General features: G+C 62.2%; 17 protein-coding genes. 8 read left to right on the plus strand and 9 right to left on the minus strand.

Going from position 1 to position 22292, the window contains the following annotated elements:
* The first annotated feature begins 3 nt into the window (after positions 1-3).
* Genes OC71_RS00245 through OC71_RS00265 form a run of 5 tightly spaced genes read left to right on the plus strand, consistent with a single transcriptional unit; the run spans position 4 to position 5878 of the window.
* Positions 4-948, plus strand: coding sequence for a DUF58 domain-containing protein (locus tag OC71_RS00245; RefSeq protein ID WP_041062467.1), 945 nt, complete (start codon positions 4-6; stop codon positions 946-948).
* Positions 945-1442, plus strand: coding sequence for a DUF4381 domain-containing protein (locus tag OC71_RS00250; protein WP_041062469.1), 498 nt, complete (start codon positions 945-947; stop codon positions 1440-1442). Before OC71_RS00245 ends, OC71_RS00250 begins: the two co-directional genes overlap by 4 nt.
* Entirely contained in the window at positions 1435-2514 is a 1080-nt protein-coding gene (locus OC71_RS00255) for a VWA domain-containing protein (protein ID WP_041062472.1), read from the plus strand. The genes OC71_RS00250 and OC71_RS00255 overlap by 8 nt, the downstream gene beginning before the upstream one ends.
* Entirely contained in the window at positions 2511-4244 is a 1734-nt protein-coding gene (locus OC71_RS00260) for a tetratricopeptide repeat protein (RefSeq protein ID WP_041062475.1), read from the plus strand. The genes OC71_RS00255 and OC71_RS00260 overlap by 4 nt, the downstream gene beginning before the upstream one ends.
* Complete coding sequence (locus OC71_RS00265; RefSeq protein WP_041062478.1) at positions 4241-5878, plus strand: BatD family protein; 1638 nt, start codon at positions 4241-4243, stop codon at positions 5876-5878. The genes OC71_RS00260 and OC71_RS00265 overlap by 4 nt, the downstream gene beginning before the upstream one ends.
* 88 nt (positions 5879-5966) lie before the next feature.
* Here the strand turns inward: OC71_RS00265 and OC71_RS26780 are convergent, their stop codons facing one another.
* Positions 5967-9590: a hypothetical protein gene (locus OC71_RS26780; protein ID WP_152620420.1), complete on the minus strand. Its 3624-nt coding sequence runs from the start codon at positions 9588-9590 to the stop codon at positions 5967-5969.
* A gap of 241 nt (positions 9591-9831) precedes the next feature.
* Between OC71_RS26780 and OC71_RS00280 the strand changes: the two genes are divergently transcribed.
* The 3 genes from OC71_RS00280 to OC71_RS00290 are packed head-to-tail and all read left to right on the plus strand — an operon-like array spanning position 9832 to position 15295.
* Positions 9832-11076 (plus strand): exonuclease SbcCD subunit D C-terminal domain-containing protein, encoded by a 1245-nt coding sequence (locus OC71_RS00280; RefSeq protein WP_041062481.1) that lies wholly within the window; start codon positions 9832-9834, stop codon positions 11074-11076.
* A complete protein-coding gene (locus OC71_RS00285; protein ID WP_041062484.1) occupies positions 11073-14714 on the plus strand; it encodes an AAA family ATPase in 3642 nt (1213 codons plus the stop codon). Before OC71_RS00280 ends, OC71_RS00285 begins: the two co-directional genes overlap by 4 nt.
* Complete coding sequence (locus OC71_RS00290; RefSeq protein WP_041062487.1) at positions 14711-15295, plus strand: glutathione S-transferase; 585 nt, start codon at positions 14711-14713, stop codon at positions 15293-15295. Before OC71_RS00285 ends, OC71_RS00290 begins: the two co-directional genes overlap by 4 nt.
* A gap of 160 nt (positions 15296-15455) precedes the next feature.
* Here the strand turns inward: OC71_RS00290 and OC71_RS00295 are convergent, their stop codons facing one another.
* From OC71_RS00295 to OC71_RS00330, 8 genes are all read right to left on the minus strand, one after another.
* Positions 15456-15713, minus strand: coding sequence for a hypothetical protein (locus OC71_RS00295; RefSeq protein WP_041062489.1), 258 nt, complete (start codon positions 15711-15713; stop codon positions 15456-15458).
* Positions 15710-15919: a hypothetical protein gene (locus tag OC71_RS00300; protein ID WP_041062492.1), complete on the minus strand. Its 210-nt coding sequence runs from the start codon at positions 15917-15919 to the stop codon at positions 15710-15712. Before OC71_RS00300 ends, OC71_RS00295 begins: the two co-directional genes overlap by 4 nt.
* A 261-nt stretch (positions 15920-16180) precedes the next feature.
* On the minus strand, positions 16181-16360 hold the full coding sequence (locus tag OC71_RS00305; RefSeq protein WP_041062495.1) for a hypothetical protein: 180 nt from the start codon (positions 16358-16360) through the stop codon (positions 16181-16183).
* Between the two features lie 157 nt (positions 16361-16517).
* On the minus strand, positions 16518-17693 hold the full coding sequence (locus tag OC71_RS00310; protein WP_041062498.1) for a lactonase family protein: 1176 nt from the start codon (positions 17691-17693) through the stop codon (positions 16518-16520).
* Positions 17693-18037: a DUF5629 family protein gene (locus OC71_RS00315; protein ID WP_174376873.1), complete on the minus strand. Its 345-nt coding sequence runs from the start codon at positions 18035-18037 to the stop codon at positions 17693-17695. The genes OC71_RS00310 and OC71_RS00315 overlap by 1 nt, the downstream gene beginning before the upstream one ends.
* Positions 18038-18159: 122 nt before the next feature.
* Positions 18160-19740: an aldehyde dehydrogenase (NADP(+)) gene (locus tag OC71_RS00320; protein ID WP_041062504.1), complete on the minus strand. Its 1581-nt coding sequence runs from the start codon at positions 19738-19740 to the stop codon at positions 18160-18162.
* Between the two features lie 9 nt (positions 19741-19749).
* The gene (gene araD1, locus OC71_RS00325; RefSeq protein WP_041062507.1) at positions 19750-20742 is read right to left on the minus strand and encodes an AraD1 family protein; all 993 of its coding nucleotides are present in this window, start codon (positions 20740-20742) and stop codon (positions 19750-19752) included.
* Between the two features lie 158 nt (positions 20743-20900).
* Positions 20901-22223, minus strand: a complete 1323-nt coding sequence (locus tag OC71_RS00330) for an MFS transporter (protein ID WP_041062509.1) — start codon at positions 22221-22223, stop codon at positions 20901-20903.
* Positions 22224-22292 lie beyond the last annotated feature (69 nt).

A 22292-nucleotide genomic window follows, 5' to 3' on the forward strand; every position in this document is an offset into this window, starting at 1 on the left:
CCCATGAACGTCCCCCTGCCGTCCGAACCGGGCATCCGCATCAGCCTCACCGACCTGATCGAAATGCGTCACCGTGTGCGTGAAGTGCAGCTGTTTTCCACGCCAAGTCAGCGCAGCCCGCTGATCGGCCTGCATCACTCGAAATTTCGCGGACGCGGGGTCGACTTCGATCAGGTGCGGGTGTATCAGGCCGGCGACGACGTGCGCACCATCGACTGGCGCGTGACCGCGCGCACCCAAGAGCCGCACACCAAGCTGTTCCACGAGGAGCGCGAACGACCGATTTTTATCATGGTCGAGCAAAGCACGCGGCTGTTTTTCGGCTCTGGGCTGATGTTCAAGTCAGTGCTCGCTGCGCAAGCAGCGGCGCTGATCGGCTGGGCCGCGCTGGGGCACAATGATCGGGTTGGCGGGCTGGTGTTCGGCGACAACGAGCACTACGAAATCAAGCCGCGCCGCAGCAAGCAGAGCCTGCTGCAATTGCTCAACCGTCTGGTCAAGGTCAATCAGTCGCTGCACAGCGAACGCGAGCCGGACCGCGACGCCCTCGGCGTGGCGTTGCGCCGGGCGCGCGAAGTGTTGCGCCCGGGCAGTCTGGTGATCGTCATCTGTGACGAGCGCGCGCTGACCGACAGCGCCGAGCAGCAACTGAGCCTGCTGGCGCGCCATTGCGACCTGCTGATGCTGCCGCTGTCCGATCCACTGGACCACGCCCTGCCCGCCGCCGGGCTGCTCAGATTCGCGGAAAGGGGCGCGCAACTGGAAATCGATACCCTCAATTTCGAGCTGCGCCAAACCTATCGCGCGCAGGCCGAGGCCCGTATCGCCCGCTGGGAATTGCTCGCGCAAAAACTGCGGGTGCTGCTGATGCCGTTGAGCACGCAAAGCGAAATGGTCGAGCAGATGCGCGAGTTCCTCAATCCGCAGCGCCCGGGGAGCAGTCGATGAACGGCCTCGAGCAACTGCAACCGCTGATTTCCCCGCCACCGATCGACTTTTGGCCGCCAGCACCCGGCTGGTGGCTGCTGCTGTTATTGCTGCCGCTGCTCGGGTTCGCGGCGTGGCGTTTGCGCCGGTTCATTCCGCTCAAGAAACGCCCGATCGTGCGCGCCGAACAGCCGCTCGATCCGCTACGCATCGCCGCGCTGGCCGAACTGGCACAAATGCCCAAACCCTACGATGGTGCACCGGCCGGGGCGTGGCTGCAGCAGCTCAACGGATTGCTCAAGCGGCTGTGCCGCAACCACTACCCTTACAGCCAGAGCCACACGCTCAATGGCCGCAAATGGCTGGCATTTCTCGACAACCGTTGCCCGGCGGCCGGTCTGACGCGCTGGATGGTGCTGGTCGAAGGCGCCTACAAACCGGAATGCAAACTTGACGACAAAGCCATCGCCGGCCTGACCCAAGCCGTCGAAACCTGGATTCGCAAGCATGTTTGAGTTCGCCTGGCCGTGGATCTTCGTGCTGCTGCCGCTGCCGTGGCTGATGCGTCTGGTGCTGCCGGTGGCCGACAGTGGCGAGCCGGCGTTGCGCGTCAGTTTTCTCTCGGACCTCGAAGGCCTCGCCCGTCGCCGGGCCCGCGCCAACCTGCCGGCGTGGCGTCAGCAGGCGCCGTTTCTGTTGCTGTGGCTGCTACTGCTGAGCGCCGCGGCGCGCCCGCAATGGCTCGGCGAACCGTTGCCGATTGCCGCCAGCGGCCGTGATCTGCTGGTGGCGGTGGACGTGTCCGGTTCGATGGATTTCCCCGACATGCAGTGGCAGGACGAAGACGTCAGCCGCTTGTCGCTGGTCCAGCATCTGCTCGGGGATTTCCTCGAAAGCCGTGATGGCGACCGCGTCGGTCTGATCCTGTTCGGCAGTCAGGCGTATCTGCAGGCACCGCTGACGTTTGACCGCCACACCGTGCGCGTCTGGCTCGATGAGGCGCGCATCGGCATTGCCGGCAAGAACACCGCCATCGGCGATGCGATCGGTCTGGCGCTGAAGCGCCTGCGCCTGCGTCCGGCGCAAAGCCGAGTGTTGATTCTGGTCACCGACGGTGCCAACAACGGTGGCGAAATCGATCCACTGACCGCAGCAAAACTGGCCGCCAGCGAAGGGGTGAAAATCTACCCGATCGGCATCGGCGCCGACCCCGAAGACAGTGGCAGCACCGGCCTGCTCGGGGTCAATCCGAGCCTGGACCTCGACGAGCCGGCGCTCAAGGCGATCGCCGCAGCCACTGGCGGCCAATACTTTCGCGCCCGCGACGGCAAAGAGCTGCAAGCGATCAGGGACACCCTCGACCAACTCGAACCGGTCACCCAGCAACCGACCCAGGCGCGCCCGGCGCAAGCCTTGTATCACTGGCCGCTGGCGTTGGCCCTGCTGCTGAGCCTGTTGCTGGTCGTCCGCGAATTGTGGCCGGACAACCCGCTGCAACGCCTGTTTACCAAGGAGCTGTATCTGCAAAGTCCGTTGCCTGACTGGCGTGAGCGTCTCAAACGCCTGCGTCTGCGGAGGCGCCGATGATCGCGCTCTGGCCGCACTGGTTCCGCCCTTGGTGGCTGCTGCTCTTGCCGCTGCTCGGCTGGCTGCTCTGGCAACTCTGGCACCGGCAGAAACGCGCCGGACGCTGGCAGATGATTCTGCCGCCAGCGTTTCACTCGACGTTGCTCAGCGGTGGCGGTGGACGCGACAGCAAGCTGCCGTGGGTTGCCCTCGGCGTGGCGTGGTTGCTGACCCTCGTCGCGCTGCTCGGGCCGAGCTGGGAGCGCGTCGAACAGACCAGCCAGAAACCCGCCGATCCGTTGGTGGTGGTGCTGGAGCTGACCCCGGAAATGCTCGCCACCGACTCGCCGCCAACGCGACTGGAACAGGCCCGGCGCAAGCTGTTCGACTTGTTGCAGGCGCGCAGCGATGCGCAGACCGCGATCGTCGTCTACGCCGGCAGCGCGCACACGCTGGTACCGCTGTCGGATGACCTGGCGACCAGCCGCAACCTGCTCGACGCCCTCAAGCCGTCGCTGATGCCGGAAAGCGGCCACCGCGCCGACCTCGGCGTGGGCAAAGCATTGGCGTTGCTCAAGCAAGGCGCTCTGGGCCAGGGACGCATCCTGCTGATCGGCTCCTCGCTGACCGAGGAGGAACGCCAAGGCATCCGCCGTGCCCTCGGCGAGCAATCGGCGCAACTATTGATGCTCGGCATCGGCACCGCTGAAGGCGCGCCCATCGCTCAGGAGGACGGCAGTTTCCTCAAGGATGAACAAGGCGCGATTCGCGTACCGCAACTCGACAGCCCGGGCCTCGGCGCGTTCCTCGCCAGCGTCGGCGGTGAATACCACAGCGCGCGTCTGGACGAGTCCGACTTGCGCGCCCTCGGCCTGCTCGATGGTCCACGCAGCCTGCGCAACCATGGTCAGACCGTGCGTCTGGAGACCTGGGCCGATCAGGGCTACTGGCTGTTGTTGCCGCTGTTGCTGCTCGCCGCGTGTGCCGGACGGCGTGGCTGGTTATTCTGCCTGCCGCTGCTGCTGTGCCTTCCGCAGCCGAGCTACGCTTTCGACTTCGAAGACCTGTGGCTGCGTCCTGACCAACAGGGCTTGCACCTGCTCAAGCAGAAGCGCCCGGCCGAAGCCGCCGAACACTTTGAAGATCACCAGTGGCAAGGGCTGGCGTTGTATGAGGCCGGCGATTACAGTGGCGCCGCTCAGCGTTTCGCCGAAGGCAGCGACGCCCGTGCCCACTACAATCGCGGTAATGCGCTGGCGAAAAGTGGCGAGCTGGAAGCGGCGATTGATGCCTACGAGCAAGCGCTGGAACTGCAACCGGATTTGCGCCCGGCGCTGACCAACAAGGCCCTGGTGGAAAACCTGCTCAAGCAGAAGAACACCCCGCCGCCGGCCGAACCACAGCCGCAAACGGCCCAGCCGAACGTGCCCGGCGATGAACCACCGCCAGCGACCGCGCCGCCACCGACGGTCAAAAACGAGACCCCGAGCGAGGCTCAGCCCGGCGAGTCGGCCACCGAGCCGCCGACCACGCCCCCGCAACCGGGCCCCAACGAGGTGCCGGGCATCGACGAGACGGAAGAAACGGACACCGTGCCGACGCTGCGCCCGAGCGAGGACAACCTCGAAGGCGAACAGCGTCAGGCACTGGAACAATGGCTGGGCAAAATTCCGGACAACCCGGGCGAATTGCTGCGACGCAAATTCTGGTACGAACAGCAACAACATCAGGATCAGGAAAAAACTCGATGACCCGCTTCAGCGCCCTCTTGCTACCCCTGCTGCTCTGCACGGCCACCGCCCAGGCGGCCGAGCTGACGGCCAGCGTGGATCGCAGTCGCCTGAACTCCGGCGAGACGGTCGAGCTCACCCTCGAAACCAGCGATGTCACCCAGTTCGGCAAGCCCGACCTGACCCCGCTGGAACCGTTGTTCGAGGTGCGCGGCACGCGTCAGGTCAACCAGTTGAACACGCTTAATGGCGACAACCGCGCCACCACGCGCTGGATCATCACCCTGCTGCCGAAAGAGAACGGCAGCGTGGTCATTCCACCGCTGCAACTGGGCGATGTGCAGAGCCAGCCTATCACCGTGCAAGTGGTCGAGAGCGATACTCGCGAAGAAAAAAACAACCCGAACCCGGTGTTCATCGAGGTCAGCCTCGATCAGTCCAGCGTTTACGTGCAAGCCCAGGCGGTTCTGACCCTGCGCATCTACCATTCAGTGTCGCTGTACGACGACAGCAGCCTGACCCCGCTGCAAATCGCCGATGCGCGGATCGAACAGCTGGGCGACATGCGTACCTATGAGAAAGACATCAACGGCGTGCGCCATGGCGTGATCGAGATGCGCTATGCGATCTACCCGCAGCACAGTGGTTTGCTGCTCATCGCCCCGCAAACGTTCAGCGCCACGCTGGTCGACACCCAGCCCAGCCAGGACGCCACCGCGCAAGGCCCGAAACCGGGCAAATTGCTGCGGGTCAATTCCGCCGAGATCGCCCTGACGGTCAAACCGAAACCGCTGACCTATCCGGCCGATGCGCCGTGGCTGCCCGCTCGCAGCCTGAGCCTGAGCGAAAGCTGGAACCCGGAGCCGGAGCACATTCAGGTCGGTGACTCGCTGACCCGCAGCCTGACCCTGAAAGTCGAAGGCCTGGCCAGCTCGCAGTTGCCGGCCCTGCCCGGCACCGAAGCCAACGGCCTGCGCCGTTACCCGGATCAACCGGTGCTGAGCAACCAGAGCGGCGAGCGCGGCCTGATCGGCAGTCGTGAAGAACGCGAAGCACTGGTGCCCAGCCGCAGCGGCAGCATCGAGCTGCCCACCGTCGATGTGGTCTGGTGGAACACCTTCGAAGATCATCTGGAACACACCAGCCTGCCGGCGCGCACCCTGCAGGTGGCGAACAACCCGAGCCTGCAAGTCGACACCCCGGCGGGCACCCTGCAATCGGGCAGTGTCGACAGCGACACCCTGTGGTGGTGGAAACTCAGCACGCTGATCCTCGCCTGCACCACCCTGCTCGGCTTCGGCCTGTGGTGGCGCGCGCGCTGGCAACCGGCGGTGCATCGCGCCGCCCAGACCGGCCCAAGCCCGCGCACCTTGCTGGACGACATCAAGCGGGCGTGCCAGGCGAATGATCCGCAAGCGACGCGGCAGGCACTCGATGCCTGGGCGCGGCAGCAGCCGGAGACACTGGCGGACATGGCGGCGCGGTTTGTGCCGTTGTCCGACGCGCTGGACGGGCTCAATGGCGCGCTGTACAGCGAGACCGGGCAGCATTGGCAGGGCGAGGATCTGTGGCGGGCGATCCGCACGATTCCGGCGGCGGAGCGGGTGCAGGATCCGGTGGGTGACAGCGGGTTGCCGCCCCTTTATCCGAAGTAAAAAGTAAAAGATCGCAGCCTGCGGCAGCGCCTACAGGGATCACATGTAGGCGCTGCCGCAGGCTGCGATCGTTCAGGCGTTGGCGATGTTATGAGGTTTGTTGACTTTCTGCCGTTTCTAGCAATCGCGTCTCACGCATTCCCAAACCACGGGACAGCGCTGTAGCTTCGTAGAAGATTTTGCCGTTGAGCTGATCGGCGACGGCATCGCTGTCCCCACCGGCCGGACCACTCCCCCAGGTCACGACGTCTCCGCTGGACGTCAGTGCAGCGAAGGCATGGGTGTTGCCATAAATGGCACGGACGTTGATCAATCTGGCCGTAATGGCATCCGGGATTTCACCGCCTCGATCAGCAGCCCCCCAAGCTAAAACGGTGCCATTGGCCCGCAGCGCGGCAAAAGCAACTCCCCCACTTACCACCTGAACGATGTCAGTCAGCGCTGCAACCGACGCCGGAATTGCCAGGTTCCCCCACCCCACTACACGCCCACTGCTCAGCAGTGCGACGAATGATGCGTAGTGCCCCGTCACCGTCCGGATATCCGTCAGGGCTGCGATTGGCGCAGGAACGGATGCGCCATATGTCGAGTACCCCCAAGCAACGACGCTGTCATTGCTTCGTCGGGCGGCAAATGCCCTTTGAGTAGCGCTCAGTTCGATAATGTCTGTGATGACTCCAATCGCGGCAGGCACACTCCCACCGCTGAAGCTGGATCCCCAGGCCACGACCTCACCATTGGCACGCAAGGCTGCAAAGGCGTAGTCGTTAGCCACTATATCGACGATGTCAGTCAAGGCCGCAATGGCCGCAGGCACATTTCCTCCGTTGCTTTGGTGCCCCCACGCCACGACCGAACCATTGGCTCGAAGCGCAGCAAAGGCGTAGAGGTTGCCAATCACTCTGACGACATCCCTCAATGCAGGGATTGGCTGTGGAAGCGTCGCCCCCATACTAGGGTTTCCCCACGCCACCAGACTCCCATCGCGACGCAGCGCGCAGAATGCATAACCGTTGCCACTCACTGCCACGATATCCCGCATGAGACTGATGGGTTCGGGTAGCGCTCCTCCGCCTGTTTCGGCCCCCCATGCCAATACCCCACCGCTGGCCTGACGCGCCGCAAAGGCATAACCGCAGGCACTCAGCGATAAGGCATCAGAAACGGTCGGTAACGAATCCCCCAAATCCCCACCACTGCTGCGCTTGCCCCAGGCCACCAAGGCTCCACGTTCAGTCCGTGCTGCAAAGGCTGCGTTGTTTAATTCAGAGACAGAAACAAAATTACCGTTCCCGCAAAGGTTCAGCGGATTGACTGTCACTTGATCATCACTGATCCGCACATGCAGCAGTCGGTCCGGGCGGGTGTCACGAAACGTCATACCACTGACCTCGCCCTCCTCGCCGTTATAACGCCACCAGGCCTTGACCGGCTGCCGGGTGGTTGCCTCCAGCGCAGTCAACCAAGCAGTCCCGCCGCCATAAATCTGATAATTGCCCCGCGAGCGCGCGCCCATTACCAGCAAGCGGCCTGTCCCCAGCGAAGCACGCACGTCATAAACCGCCACGCGCGAGTACTGTTGACCACCGGCCTGACGCACTACGGTGCAATCCAGCGAGATCTCCTGCCCGACGTTGGCCAACACCACTGACTGCGGCACGCTGATCAGTTTGTCGCGTCCCGCTTCTCCGCTTTCCACGCGAAATGGCACCATCGCCGTGCCCTCTCCGGCAACGCCGATCCAGCGGATCTCGCCGCGGTCGCCAACCTTCAGGCCATACGTCGCGGCAAGGCGCACGGTGGCACCCACCGCAGGTACCGCGCTCGCATCGATCTGGTCGCCGCGAGCGCCATCGATTGAGGGCGGATCGAAATCCAGCAGGGCATTGCCGACCCGCAAGGTCAACGGAAAGGAGTAACCCAGGGTCTTGCCGTTACGCACGATAAAGTAGTCGATGACGATCCGCCGATTGAGGTTGTTGGTCACAAACTGTTTAGGCACGGTGAACGGCACCTCTTTGCCGGCGGTTTGCGATGTCAGGTGCAGCGAGCCGCTGGTACTGCCGCTGGCGGCCGACCCGCGCCAGCGATAATTCACCACGTCTTCGGGCAGCGTCTGCAGATACGGCACAATCAATTTACAGCCCAGCGGCGGTACGGCTTCCGGATCGATCAACGACGTGCCAGGCACCGCCTCTTCCACGCGCGGCGTCACGAAAAGCGGTTGCACCTCGCCCACCTGCATCTCGAACGGCAACGACTCGCGCACGTTGAGTGTCGCCTCGTCATCATTGGCAACGGTATAGAACACCGAAACCTTCAACCCGTCGAAACGCTGGATCACCACATTCGAGACGTTGCGCAACACCGGCTCGTCATCCGGCAAATCACCAACCGGACGCGGATCTTCGTAATAGACGATGCCGCCGCCGGGACGCGTGGCCTGCCAGATCAACGTCAACAGGTCACTGGCGGCACGTCCCGCAAACCAAGGAATGCGCACGGTGGCCCAGCGTTCGTCCGGGTTCAGCGTACCGGTAGGGGCTTCGTCCACTGTAGGAGAAGGCAGTCGGAAGGCCTCCCCCGTCACCGAGATACCGACGGTCTTGGACGGCCGATCAGCCTCGCCCGCTCGCTTGAGGATGTAGGAGACGCTGGCCCGGCCTTTGGCAATGGCCCGTACCTTGTCGTTCGGGACGCTGAACGGCAGCGCAAGACCGACTCGCGTCACCGGCAGCTCTACCGGGCCATGGTTGATCGGTGCGCCCTGGGCGTTGGTTCCCAGCCAAGTCAACGCGACGATATCCTGTTCCTGGAAGGAGCCGGCGGGGGTGTTGACCAGAACGTTCACGTCGTCATCGTTCAATTCGTCGAGGTCGATTTCGTCAGTCTGCGGATCGGCCTCCAGCACGATAGGCGCATCGAGGCGATTTTCTTTCAGATCCACCACGACGCGGGTTTCCGCTGACCACGGTGAACGCAGATCGGGATAATTGCCGCACTCATCGATCACCTGGTACGTCACGATCACCCCGGCGCTGTCGCCCGCCTGCTCGATCAGTGGTTTCTCGATGGTCACGACCAGCGGGTTATCGTCAGGGTCGTCAATATGTCTTTGCTCGACAAGGACGGTTTTCTCTACGCTGCCCCATGCCACTTTTACAAGGTCGTTGATGCGCATGAAGAGGTACGGCAGGATCGTGATCGGCACACCCGCTGCGGCCTCTTCGGGGCCAACACCGCTGTCGATGATGCTCTGGGGAATATGGTAACGCAGGTTCTGGTTACCGGGCGTCGACTGGTCGTCATCGAAGCCGCCGGGGCGATCCAGTTTGACGAAGAACCTCTCCGGCGGAGTTGACTCAGGCTCCTGAAACGGCCGGGTCACGCGATAGAAAACCGGATAGGCCTCCCCCTTGCGGATATGTCCCTCATCGATAATCCCTTTGATGAGTTCGTTTTCATCTTCTGGCTCGATGTCTTTGCTCCAGACCGGCGTCTGCAGGTCGCCCCAGAACACCTCAATCAGATCACCCGCCTTCATGACCAGCCAGGGAGGCACCAGAAACTCGACGCCTCCCTCCACAGCGGCCACCGGCAACCCACCGTCATAGCCCTGCACGGGAGTCCTGAGCTTGGTGATTTTTAAGGGCTTGAGTGCGCTCACGCCTGGATCAGAAGACGTAGAGGCAGACGATGATTGCGTTTTCATACGAGCAATTCCTCAGGTGACAGAAAGTCCTGGCTTGGCGCCTTGGCGACTGCGGTATCCCATCACCCGACGCCATCTGTCGCTACTGTCAGATCTGACAGTAGCGACAGATGGCAGCGGCTACGGCCTCTTGATCTTGCAAGCCTTTGGGCAAGCCCGCCCGTTTGCCAGTAAACTCCCCCCTCTTTGCCGCCCATCATTTCCCCCGCGGCCATCACCTCTTTCTGTAGCGGAGTCCACCTTGCGTCTGTTCCACACCTCCGACTGGCACCTTGGGCAAAACCTGCATGGCCAGGAGCGCGATTTCGAGCATGCGTGCTTTCTCGATTGGCTGCTGCGCCAACTGCAACTGGCGCAGCCGGATGTGCTGCTGATTGCCGGGGACATCTTCGACACGGTCAACCCACCGGTCAAAGCCCAGGAACGCCTCTACGACTTCATCGTCAGCGCTCACGAACAGCAGCCGTTGCTGACCATCGTAATGATCGCCGGCAACCACGATTCCGGCTCGCGCATAGAACTGCCCGCGCCGTTGATGCGCCGTTTGCGCACCCATGCGCTGGGTCGGGTGTTGTGGCTGGATGACGGGCAACTGGATGCCGAACGCCTGCTGCTGCCGTTGCCGGATAAAACCGGCGAAGTCGCCGCGTGGTGCCTGGCGCTGCCGTTCCTGCGTCCGGCGGAAGTGACCGGTGCGCATCTGGGCGACGACTATCTGCGCGGTATCGGTCAGGTGCATGAGTGGCTGATCGAAGCGGCGAATGCCAAGCGCCAGCCGGGTCAGGCACTGGTCGCCATCAGCCACGCGCACATGGCTGGCGGCTCGGTCTCGGAAGACTCCGAGCGCAGCCTGATCATCGGTAATGCCGAGGCGCTGCCCGCCAGCCTGTTCGGGCCGAGCATCAGCTACGTTGCCCTCGGCCATTTGCACAAGCCGCAGAAGGTCAACGGTGAAGAACGCATTCGCTACAGCGGCTCGCCGATTCCGCTGTCGTTTTCAGAGATCGGCTATCAACACCAGATTCTCGACATCACCCTCGACGGCGAAACCCTGGTCAGCGTCGAGCCGAAACTGATCCCGCGCTCGGTCAACCTGCAACGCATCGGTCCGGCGCCGCTGGCGGAGATTCTGCTGCAACTGGCGGACTTGCCGAACATCGATCTGCTCGCTGAAACCCAGCGTCAGCCATGGCTGGAAGTGCGCGTCACCCTCGACGAGCCGCAGCCGGATCTGCGCCATCAGGTGGAAAACGCCTTGCAAGGCAAAGCCGTGCGCCTGGTGCGGATCGCCGCCGAGTACGCCGGCAACCGTGGCGCTGAGGGCAGCGATGACGGCAGCGCACTGGTCGAACTGGATCAACTCACTCCGCAGGAGCTGTTCAGCCGCGCCTGGCTCGACAACTACGGCAACGAGGTCGATGAACAGACGCTGAAGGACTTCGCCGAGCTGCTGCAGGACGTGCAACTGGAGGGCGAGCAGCCATGAAGATTCTCGCCATTCGCTTGAAGAACCTCGCCTCTCTGGCCGGGCCGTTCGAGATTGATTTCACCGCCGAACCGCTGGCCAGTGCCGGCCTGTTCGCGATCACCGGGCCGACCGGCGCCGGTAAAAGTACCTTGCTCGACGCCTTGTGCCTGGCGCTGTTTGGCGCCGTGCCACGGCTGAACAACACCGGTCGTGACGCCAAGGTGCCGGATGCCGACGGCGAAATCGCCACCGGCGACCCGCGTACCTTGCTGCGCCGTGGTACCGGTGAAGGTTACGCGGAAGTGGATTTTGTCGGCGTCGATGGCCGGCGTTATCGCGCGCGCTGGGAAGCCAACCGCGCCCGGGAAAAGGCCGGCGGCAAGTTGCAGGCCAGTCGCCAGAGCCTGCGCGACATCGATCAGGATCAACTGCTCGCCAGTCAGAAAGGCGAATACAAGACCCAACTCGAAGCCGCGCTGGGCCTGAACTTCGAACAATTCACCCGTGCCGTGCTGCTGGCCCAGAGCGAGTTCAGCGCGTTTCTCAAGGCCGACGACAACGACCGCAGCGAACTGCTGGAGAAACTCACCGACACCGCGCTCTACACCCGCCTCGGTCGCCGCGCGTTCGACAAGACCAAAGAGGCCCGCGAAGCGCACAAGCTGCTGCAGGATCAGGCCACTGGCGTGACTCCGCTGACGCCCGAAGCGCGGGCCGAGCTGGACGAACGCTTCAACGCCGCCCAGCAACAGTTGAAGTTGCAGCAGGCCCAGCTCAAGCAACTGGAACAACAGCACAGCTGGCTCAAGGATTTGCGCCAATTGCAGGACGCGCAACAAGCGGCCGCCGAACAACTGCAGAGTGCACAGCAGCAGTGGGAAGGTCTGGCTGGCGAGCGCCTGAAGCTGACGCGCCTGGAGCAACTCGCGCCGCAACGCCACCAGTTCGCGCGCAAGACTGAACTGGATGCGCAACTGACGCCGCTGGCGGCACAGATTGCCGCGCATACCCAACAACACGGCGAGCTCAACGAGCGCCAGACGCAACTGGAACAGGCGCTCAATGCGGCAAACATCGCCCTGAGCGAAGCGCAGCAGCGGCACAGCGAAAGTGCCCCGCTGCTGCGTCAGGCCTTCGACGAGCAAAGCACCCTCGCCCGCCTCGCCAAGGAAACAGCCCTCAGCGCCGAAACCCGGCAAGCCGCCGAGCTGGCCTGCAGCGAAGGCCAGGGCGCAATTCAGGCCTTGCAGACGAAACAGGCCGAAGTCGCTGAACGCCTGCAGAAAATCGCCGCCGGGCTGGAGCAGAGTGCGGGTCTGGCGCCGCTCAGCGATGCATGGAATGCCTACCGCGATCGCCTGCAACAGCTGATGCTGATCGGCAATCGCCTGAATAAAGGTCAGGCCGAACTGGCGACCCTCGAACAGAACGCGGCGCTCAGCGCCGAGACGCTGGCCGCGCAAAAACAACAACTGGAAGTGCTGTTCAAGGAGGCCGGCGCCGAGCCGGATGCCGTCGCCGAACAGATCGGCATCCTTGGCAATCTGCTGCAGGACAACCGCAAACAACTGCGTGCCATCGAAGACCTGACGCGGCTCTGGGCCAGTCAGCAGGCGCTGGAAAAACGCGGCGTAGAGCTGCAACAGCGTCTGCTCGATGCACAGCAGGAACGCGAGCGCCTGACCCAGGACGGGGTGAAAACCAAGGCCGAACTGACTGTCGCTGAGCAAACCCTCAACGTCACCCGTGAGCTGCTTGAACGCCAGCGTCTGGCCCGCAGCGCCAGTGTCGAAGAGCTGCGCGCGCAGTTGCAGGACGATCAGCCGTGCCCGGTCTGTGGCAGCAACGAGCATCCGTATCATCAGCCGGAAGCGCTGCTGCAAAGCCTCGGCCGTCATGATGAAAGCGAACAGGCCAACGCCCAGCAAGTGGTCGATCAGCTCAAGGAAAAGCTCATCGAACTGCGCGCCGAAGTCGGTGGCGTGATCGCTCAACAAAAGGAGCTGCTGCAACAACAGGAACAACTGGTCGCGCAGCAACAGGCACTAGCGCCGAGCCTCGACGCCCATCCGCTGTCCGCTCAGTTACTGAATCAGGACGCCGACAAGCGCGACGCCTGGCTGACCCGGCAGAACGATCAGCTGAACCAGAGCATCACTCAGGACGAACAACGCCAGAGCGCCCTGCTCACCCTGCAACAGGATGCGGCGCGCTTGACCCAGCAACTGCGCAATGCCGAAACCGCACATCAGCAAGCGGCGCAGCACCTGAGTAACCAACAACGCGAACTGAGCAGCGACCGTCAGCGTCTCGACGAAGAGCTCAGCGCGTTCGCAAGCCTGCTGCCAGCCGACACCCTCGAAGCCCTGCGCGTTGAACCGGCGGCAACCTTCATGCAGCTGGATCGGCAGATTGCCGAGCGTCTGGCGCAGGTTGAGCAGCAGAAGGAAGAGTTGGCCGAACAGCAACAACGCCAGCAAACGCTGGAGAAAGAACAGGACCGCCAACATAGCCGTGTACAACAGCTGCAAAGCGCCGAGCAGCAGTTCAGCGCCCTGGCCGAGCAGCAACAGGCCAGTCAGGAAAAACTCGCGCGCCTGCTGGGCGAGCACAGCAGCGCCGAGCACTGGCAGCAGCAGCTGGAACAGGCTGTGGAACAGGCGCGCAACGCCGAAACCAGCACTGCTGCACAACTGCAGAGCGTGCGTACGCAACTTGTGCAAATTGGCGCCGAACTCAAGGCACAACAAGAACGCTTGCAGGCACTGCAAAGCGAAGACAGCGAACTGACGCAGAAGATTGCCGACTGGCGCGCACGCCATCCTGAATTGGATGACGGCGGCCTCGAAGACCTGTTGCGCGTCGATGACACACAGCTCAGTGAACTGCGCCAGCGCTTGCAGCACAACGAAAAAGCCATCGAACAGGCCAGGGTGCTGCTGCAGGAGCGCGATCAGCGCCTGGCCGATCATCAGGCGCAGCACAACGGCAATCTCGATGCCGAGCAACTCGCCAGCGCTCTCGCCGAGCTGCAGAACCAGTTCAATCTCAGTGAACAACAGTGCGCCGAACTGCGCGCCGAGCAGGCCGAAGATCAGCGCCGGCAGAACGCCAATCAGGCACTCGCGCAGCAGATCGCCGACGCTTACGCCGAGTACCAGCGCTGGGCGCGCCTGAACGCGTTGATCGGCTCGGCCACCGGCGACACCTTCCGCAAGATCGCCCAGGCCTACAACCTCGACCTGCTGGTGCATCACGCCAACGTGCAGTTGCGCCAACTGGTCAAACGCTATCGCCTCAAACGCGGCGGCAGCATGCTCGGCCTGCTGGTGCTGGATACCGAGATGGGCGACGAATTGCGCTCGGTGCATTCGCTGTCCGGCGGCGAGACCTTCCTGGTGTCACTGGCCCTCGCACTGGGCCTGGCCTCGATGGCGTCGAGCACGCTGAAAATCGAATCGTTGTTCATCGACGAAGGCTTCGGTAGCCTCGATCCGGAATCGCTGCAACTGGCCATGGACGCCCTCGACGGCTTGCAGGCCCAGGGACGCAAAGTCGCGGTGATTTCCCACGTGCAGGAAATGCACGAACGGATTCCGGTGCAGATTCAGGTACAACGCCAAGGCAACGGCTTGAGCACACTGGAGGTGAAATGAACACGCTGTATTCGTTCCGCCGCTGCCCCTACGCGATGCGCGCGCGGATGGCCCTGCGCTATTCGGGGGTACCGGTGGAGATCGTCGAAGTCAGCCTCAAGGCCAAACCGGCCGAGATGCTCGCGATCTCACCCAAAGGCACGGTACCGGTGCTGGAGGTCGATGGACAGGTGATTGATGAAAGTCTGGAGATCATGCGCTGGGCGTTGGCGCAGCACGATCCGGATGATTGGCTGCTCGATGGCGATTCACGGATTGCCGGGTTGATCGAGGCCAATGATCAGGGGTTCAAGGTGCAGTTGAACCGCTATAAATACGCCGAACACTATCCGGAGCAACCGATGGAGGTTTATCGGGCCGAGGGCGCGGTGTTTTTGCAGCGGCTGGATGGGTTGCTTGAAGGTCGGGATTATTTGCTGAGTGATCATCCGTGTCTTGCGGATATCGCGCTGCTGCCGTTTGTGCGGCAGTTTGCTCACGTCGATCGTGAGTGGTTTGCGCAGACGCCTTACGTTCGCTTGCAGGTCTGGTTGCAGCGTTTCCTCGACTCCGAGCTGTTCACCTCAATCATGAAGAAATAACTTTCTCTTCTTGCTTGCCGAACACCTGTGGCGAGGGGGCTTGCTCCCGCTCGGCTGCGCAGCAGTCGCAAATCCATTCAACACGGATCATCAGAAATAGGGGATCGCCGCATTTGGGGCTGCTTCGCAACCCAGCGGGAGCAAGCTCCCTCGCCACAGGTTATGCAAGAGCATCGCACATGCCCAACGCCATGCAATCCACTTCAAACGGCCCAAGAAAATCGACCTCAGCCTTGATCGGCGGATTACCGGCCAGCAACCCCTGCGAATTGGCCCGTTCGATATTGTGCGCAATGCTGTGATTGGCCTCTATGGCCCGCGCCAGCGCACCCACCGAACCCTGGCCGAAGCCGAGTAACGCCGCGCCATTGGTCATCAGTGCCAGTCCGGCGATGACCCAGAGTCTGTAGCCTTTCATGCGCCGCTCACTCCTGCGAGTTCAGCACGATCAACCAGCACGTCTGCGCGGTGTTCGAACTGGATGCCGGGGTGTGCGACCTCGATCGGTGCGTCGAAGCTGTGTTGGGTTTGCGCAGCGATGCTGACGAACAGCACCAGGGCCAGGTAAAGACCGATGGCCAGGTAGGCGCCGCGCTTGGCTGAGGTGATGATTGAACTGGCCATGATGTGCTCCGTGGGCATGTTTCAGTGCCGTCAGGATCAATCAAAAAAGCCGTGGTAACCACTCAGGGTTTGCCATAGTAAACATCAGCTTCGTTGATTATTTAGGCCGTCTATCTCAGCGTTGGAGAAAACCTATCGAGCGGAGATTTTTTGATCACGCATACGTGTAGGAGCTGCCGAAGGCTGCGATCTTTTGACGTTGAAGATCAAAAGATCGCAGCCTTCGGCAGCTCCTACAGGGAGTTGTTCGAAGCGGGCATTTCAGTGTTGGGCTTTGTGATCCAGAGCGGCGTAGAAGTTGGCGCTCTGTTGCAGGTATTTCTGGGTGTAGCTCTGGGTGTGGGATTTTTTGCTGGCGATTTCAACGTTGGCACTGGCTGGCAATGCAACGGTGGCAGAGATGGCGGAAGCGGCGATGACGGAGAAGAGATTGAAGTTCATGGCGGTAACCCTCGTGTTCGGTTGGCTTGCTTTGCCCGGTTGGGCCGTGAAGCAAACTTAACGCTCGAGGGTTGATCGCTTGAAATGCTTTGTAGCATTACCGGATATCAGCGCGATTAATACAAAGAGACAGGCCCCGTAAACCGGGGCCTGTGGCTTATTGTCGCACGATAAACTTCAGGTCACTGGGCGCGTCCATCGGCAGTTTCTGCACGGTTTTGCCGAGCAGACCGGTCTTGGCGTCGCGCTCGACGACGACAATTTCGTTGCTCTTCTGGTTGGCGATCAGCAGGAATTTGCCACTTGGATCGAGGCTGAATTCGCGCGGGTGATCGCCTTCCACTGAACGTTTTTGCAGTTCCTTGAGCTGGCCGGTTGCCGGATCGATACTGAAAACCAGTAGCTGATTGGCGGTACCACGGTTGCTGACGTAGAGGAACTTGCCATCGGCCGAGGCATGCAGCGCGGCGGCGGCTTTGTCCGAAGTCGGCTGACCGGCGGCCAGATCGACCAGTTGCGTCTGGGTCAGCACGCCATCGTGGTAGTCGAACACCGCGACCTGCGCGCTCATTTCCATGGTCAGCCAGGCATGTTTACCGTCCGCGCTGAACAGCAAGTGACGCGGGCCGCTGCCGGCCGGCAGGCTCACCGAAGCAGTTTTCGCCGGGGTCAACGGCAGCTCCGGGTTGGCTTTCGGGTCGAACTGGTAGATGAAGACCTTGTCCGCCCCCAGGTCGTTGGAGAACACGTAGCGGCCATCCGGCGAGGACACCGTCGAGTGCACGTGGTTCGAGGCCTGACGCTCGGGGTTGACCCGGCTCGCCGGGTGCGCGCTCATCTGCACCACCGGTTTGAGTTTGCCATCGGCACCGACCGGCAACACCGCGAGGGTGCCGCCCGGATCTTCGACCACCGAATAGTTGCTGACGAACAGATGGCTGGCATCGCCGCTGAGGCTCGAATGGGTCGGCTCGTTGCCCAGGCTCTGCACTTGATTGATCAGCGTCAGGACGTGGGTCTTGGGATCGATCGAATAGCTGCTGACGCGGCCGACCGGGTCTTTCTGGCCGGGACCGTTTTCATTGACCACGAACAGCTGCTTCTGGTCTTTGGACAAGGTCAGCCATGATGGGTTTTCGCTCTTCACCACTTGCAGCGGCTTGGCGGCGATCTGGCCTGTGGCGCTGTCGAAATTCATTCGATAGATGCCCTGGCTGGTGCCGGCGGTGTAGGAGCCGACCAGCAATTGATAGCTCTCGGCGCTGGCACTGGACAGGCCCATCGCACCGACGCTGCCAGCCATCAGCAATGGCCAGAATTTACGCATGTTCATTAATTGTCATCCTCGTCGTCGCTGCTGCTGAGCACATCACCGAGGCACACCAGACGGTGTTCGCCAGTGGTCTTGGTGTCGCTGGCGTAGCCAATGATCAGCCAGCTCTGCAGGTCTTCGTCAAACGTCGCTGCTTCAACCTGAGCCGGCGTGAATTCCCAATGCTTGGCCTCTCGGCCGTCGATGCATTCAATGTGCAGGTTGTCGTCTTCGTCGAGGGCGAATTCGAAGGCGTGCAAGCCATCGATTTCGACCATGCCGCAGTGTTCGAGGGCGTTGAGAAGGGTTTGGGCAGTCATGGCAATCAAGTCTTTCAGGGAGGGAAACCGGCAATGATAGCTCATTGTTGACGCAGGACCCTGTGGGAGCTGGCTTGCCAGCGATGGCAATTTGTCAGACACATCAATGTTGAATGTGCCGTCCTCATCGCTGGCAAGCCAGCTCCCACAGGGAAATTGGCGGACCGTTACAACGCGTCGCGCGAGGGCTTGCCGTCTACCAGCCGTTGAATGCGCAACGGGTTGGCGTTTTTCAGCGGTTCCGGCAGCAAGCTATCGGGGTAATTCTGGAAGCATACCGGGCGCAGGAACCGATCGATCGCCAGCGTCCCCACCGAGGTACCGCGCGCATCGGAAGTCGCCGGATACGGCCCGCCGTGCACCATCGAATCACACACCTCCACACCCGTTGGATAACCATTGAGCAGGATTCGTCCGACTTTCTGTTCGAGCAGCGGCGTCAGTTCCGGGAAGCGTTCGAAGTCAGCCTGCTCGCCGATCATCGTCGCCGTCAGTTGGCCGTGCAGCCCCTGCAGCGCCGCGCTGAGCTCGGCCTTGTCCGCCACTTCGACGATCACCGTGGTCGGGCCGAACACTTCTTCCTGCAGCACTTCATCGCCGTTGATCAACAGGCTGACATCGGCCTTGAACAGTTGTGGCTGCGCCTGATTGCCCTGTTGCGGATTACCCGCCAGATGCTCGATGCCGGAATGTGCCAGTAACTTTTGCAGACCTTTGCCGTAACTGCCAAGGGTGCCGGCGTTGAGCATGGTTTGCGCCGGTTGGTCGCCAATCAGCCCGGCGACTTGCTGGACGAAGGCGCTGAACTGCGGCGAGCGAATACCAATGACCAAACCCGGATTGGTACAGAACTGACCGCAGCCCTGCACCACCGAGGCGGTCAGGTCGCGGGCGATGGCTTGCGAGCGCTCAGCCAAGGCTTGAGGCAGAACGATCACCGGGTTGATGCTCGACATTTCGGCGAACACCGGAATCGGTTGCGGCCGCGCCGCTGCCATGTCGCAGAGTGCCCGACCGCCCTTGAGCGAACCGGTAAAACCCACTGCCTGGATCGCCGGATGCTTGACCAGCCATTCACCGACGCCACCGCCGTAGATCATGTTGAACACGCCTGCCGGCATCGCGGTTTTTTCGGCGGCACGAATCAGTGCGTCGGCAACAAGTTCAGCGGTTGCCATGTGGCCGCTGTGCGCCTTGAACACCACCGGGCAGCCGGCGGCCAGCGCCGCAGCGGTGTCGCCACCGGCCGTCGAGAACGCCAGCGGGAAGTTGCTCGCACCGAACACTGCGACAGGGCCGAGGCCAATGCGGTATTGGCGCAGATCTGGACGCGGCAATGGCTGACGATCCGGCAACGGCAAATCGATTCGCGCACCGTAGAAATCTCCGCGCCGCAGGACTTTGGCGAACAGGCGCATCTGCCCGCTGGTACGCCCGCGCTCGCCCTGAATCCGCCCCGTCGGCAGCGCGGTTTCGCGGCAGACCAGCGCGACGAAATCATCACCCAAGGCATCCAGTTCATCGGCAATCGCGTCGAGAAATTGCGCGCGACGTTCGGCGCTGAGGCTGCGATAGGCCGGGTACGCTGCGGCGGCGGCTTTGGCGGCGGCATCGACTTCGGCTTCAGTCGCTTGAATGAATGCGTACGGCAGCTGTTCGCCAGTGGTTGCGTCGACGCTGTGCAGTGTCACGTTGCCCGCTGCGCTGCGCTGTCCGCCAATGAAGTTGTGTCCAAGAATCTGCGTCATGGGAGCTCCTTAAAGGGTGCCGATGCTGTCCGGTTGAAAGGCCGCTGCTGCCGGCGCGATGCCGTTGACCAGCGGTGCGCCGAATTCGGCCTGGCTGATTTCAAACTGGTCGCCCGGTTGGGTGCGGATGCCATCGGCGAACGACAGGGTCGCGGTGCCGAAAAAATGAATGTGCACGTCGCCCGGACGCAGGAACTGACGGTATTTGAAGTGGTGGTATTCAAGGTTGGCGAGGCTGTGGCACATGTTGGCTTCGCCGCTGAGAAATTCGTTTTGCCACAGCACTTCGCCGTTACGCAGGATGCGACTGCTGCCGGCCAGATGTTGAGGCAATTCACCGGTGCGCAGTTCCGGGCCGTAGCTGCAACTGCGCAGTTTTGAGTGGGCCAGGTACAGGTAATTCTTGCGCTCCATGACGTGGTCGGAGAACTCGTTGCCCACCGCGAAACCGAGGCGATACGGTTTGCCGTCATGACCGATGACGTAGAGCCCGGCCATTTCCGGTTCCTCGCCGGCATCCTCGGCAAACGGCGGCAACGGAAAGGCCTCGCCCGGACGCACGACGATGCTGCCGTCGCCCTTGTAGAACCATTCCGGTTGCACACCGGCCTGCCCTGCCGCCGGTTTGCCGCCCTCCACGCCCCACTTGAAGATGCGCATGGTGTCGGTCATTTGTGCTTCGTCGCCAACCTGCTGGTGCATCTTGTCCCGCGCCGAGGCGCTACCCAGATGCGTGAGGCCGGTACCGCTGACCAGCAAGTGCGCCGGGTCCGGGTGATCCAGCGGTGGCAGGATGCGCCGGTCTTTGAGCAACTGCGCATAGTCATGACTGATGCCCAGGCCGTGGGTTTGTACTTGCTGCTCCAGAGTGCCGCCGGCCTCAATCGCGGCCAGCGCGAGATCGCGTACGCTGCGGGCGTCCTGCACTTCGCGGATCAGACCGTTGTCGACCATACCGACTCGGCGCTCGCCGTTGATCAATTCGAATTGAACCAGATGCATAAATTTCTCCTGTAAACAAAACTTCGAAACACTGCAAAACCCTGTGGGAGCTGGCTTGCCAGCGATAGCAATCTGTCAGATACCGCTATGTTGGATGTGCCGCCGCCATCGCTGGCAAGCCAGCTCCCACAGGGTTTGCGGTGATGGTTCGTTTGATATCAGGTGCGGGTGGCGCTGCGTGCGCTGGCGGCGAATTGCTCGGTTGGCAGGACGTGTTTGCGCTCAAGCACGCGGTAAACCACGCCGGTCAAAATCAAACCGAACACCATCACTGCGCTGAGGAAATACAACCCCGAACCCAGATTCCCGGTGTATTCCTTCAATGCGCCAATCACGAACGGCCCGATGTAACCACCGAGGTTGCCCACCGAGTTGATCAAGGCGATCCCCGCTGCCGCACTCGCGCCGGCAAAGAACCGCCCGGGCAAGGTCCAGAACACCGCCGTGCAGGAAAACAGCGCGAACGCCACCAGACACAGCGCCGCCAGTTGCGCCACCGGCAGGGTCAGCCAGGCGCTGAAAAACAGGCCCAGTGCACCCAGCACATAGAGCACCGCCAGGTGGCCGTAGCGATCGTTCATGCGGTCGGAGCTGCGTGGCACGATCAGCAGACCAACGATGCCGAAGATGTACGGCACCGACGAGACGAAACCGGTGACCAGATCGCTGCCGCCGAACTGTTTGATCAGCGTCGGCAGCCACAGGCCGAGGCCGTAAATGCTCAGAGTCACCGGCAGGTAGAACAGCGCCAGCAGCAACACGCGTTTGTCCTTGAGTGCATGCAGCGGGTTGCCGTGACGGGTCTGGCCGTATTCCTGCAAATCCTTTTTCAGTTCGCCGGTCAGCCAGTCCTTCTCGGCCCGATCCATCCACTTCACGTTTTGCGGGCCATCGGGCAGCCAGCGCAGTACTGGCCAGGTCAGCAGGATCGCCGGGGTGCCGATGACGATGAACAGCCACTGCCAGCCGTGCAGCCCGAGGATGCCGTCCATGCCGAGCAAGCCGCCGGACACCGGGCCGGTGATCATCATCGCAATCGGTTGCGAAAGGATGAACAGGCCGAGGATCTTGCCGCGATGGCGCACCGGGAACCATTGGGTGATGTAGTACAGAACACCGGGGAAGAACCCCGCCTCCGCCGCGCCGAGCAGAAAGCGCATCACGTAGAAACTGTGCGGGCCCTGGACGAACGCCATGCCGATGGTGATCGCGCCCCAGGTGATCATGATCCGCGCGAACCAGCGCCGCGCACCGAAGCGTTCGAGCATCAGGTTGCTGGGGATTTCGAGAAGAAAGTAGCCAATGAAAAACAGCCCGGCACCGAGACCGTAGGCCGCATCACCGATGCCGATGTCAGCGCCCATGTGCAGCTTGGCGAAGCCGACGGCGGAGCGATCCACATAGGCGATCAGGTACAGCAGGATCAGGAAGGGAATCAGTTTCAGCGTGATGCGGCGGATAAGCCGCAATTCCTGGCTCATGGGATCGGTCTCCGATTGTTGTTTTTATAGAACCTCGGGGGACGCCTCTCGCGAAAAATCGCCAGGGCC

This window comes from Pseudomonas sp. W15Feb9B (genome assembly GCF_000828175.1).
GTDB classification, from domain to species: domain Bacteria; phylum Pseudomonadota; class Gammaproteobacteria; order Pseudomonadales; family Pseudomonadaceae; genus Aquipseudomonas; species Aquipseudomonas parakoreensis.

Bases quoted from the DNA above. Each gene is read 5' to 3' on its own strand.
- OC71_RS00245 (WP_041062467.1), top strand. From the start codon at position 4: ATGAACGTCCCCCTGCCGTCCGAACCGGGCATCCGCATCAGCCTCACC.
- OC71_RS00250 (WP_041062469.1), top strand. From the start codon at position 945: ATGAACGGCCTCGAGCAACTGCAACCGCTGATTTCCCCGCCACCGATC.
- OC71_RS00255 (WP_041062472.1), top strand. From the start codon at position 1,435: ATGTTTGAGTTCGCCTGGCCGTGGATCTTCGTGCTGCTGCCGCTGCCG.
- OC71_RS00260 (WP_041062475.1), top strand. From the start codon at position 2,511: ATGATCGCGCTCTGGCCGCACTGGTTCCGCCCTTGGTGGCTGCTGCTC.
- OC71_RS00265 (WP_041062478.1), top strand. From the start codon at position 4,241: ATGACCCGCTTCAGCGCCCTCTTGCTACCCCTGCTGCTCTGCACGGCC.
- OC71_RS26780 (WP_152620420.1), bottom strand. From the start codon at position 9,590: ATGAAAACGCAATCATCGTCTGCCTCTACGTCTTCTGATCCAGGCGTG.
- OC71_RS00285 (WP_041062484.1), top strand. From the start codon at position 11,073: ATGAAGATTCTCGCCATTCGCTTGAAGAACCTCGCCTCTCTGGCCGGG.
- OC71_RS00290 (WP_041062487.1), top strand. From the start codon at position 14,711: ATGAACACGCTGTATTCGTTCCGCCGCTGCCCCTACGCGATGCGCGCG.
- OC71_RS00295 (WP_041062489.1), bottom strand. From the start codon at position 15,713: ATGAAAGGCTACAGACTCTGGGTCATCGCCGGACTGGCACTGATGACC.
- OC71_RS00300 (WP_041062492.1), bottom strand. From the start codon at position 15,919: ATGGCCAGTTCAATCATCACCTCAGCCAAGCGCGGCGCCTACCTGGCC.
- OC71_RS00305 (WP_041062495.1), bottom strand. From the start codon at position 16,360: ATGAACTTCAATCTCTTCTCCGTCATCGCCGCTTCCGCCATCTCTGCC.
- OC71_RS00310 (WP_041062498.1), bottom strand. From the start codon at position 17,693: ATGAACATGCGTAAATTCTGGCCATTGCTGATGGCTGGCAGCGTCGGT.
- OC71_RS00315 (WP_174376873.1), bottom strand. From the start codon at position 18,037: ATGAGCTATCATTGCCGGTTTCCCTCCCTGAAAGACTTGATTGCCATG.
- OC71_RS00320 (WP_041062504.1), bottom strand. From the start codon at position 19,740: ATGACGCAGATTCTTGGACACAACTTCATTGGCGGACAGCGCAGCGCA.
- araD1 (WP_041062507.1), bottom strand. From the start codon at position 20,742: ATGCATCTGGTTCAATTCGAATTGATCAACGGCGAGCGCCGAGTCGGT.
- OC71_RS00330 (WP_041062509.1), bottom strand. From the start codon at position 22,223: ATGAGCCAGGAATTGCGGCTTATCCGCCGCATCACGCTGAAACTGATT.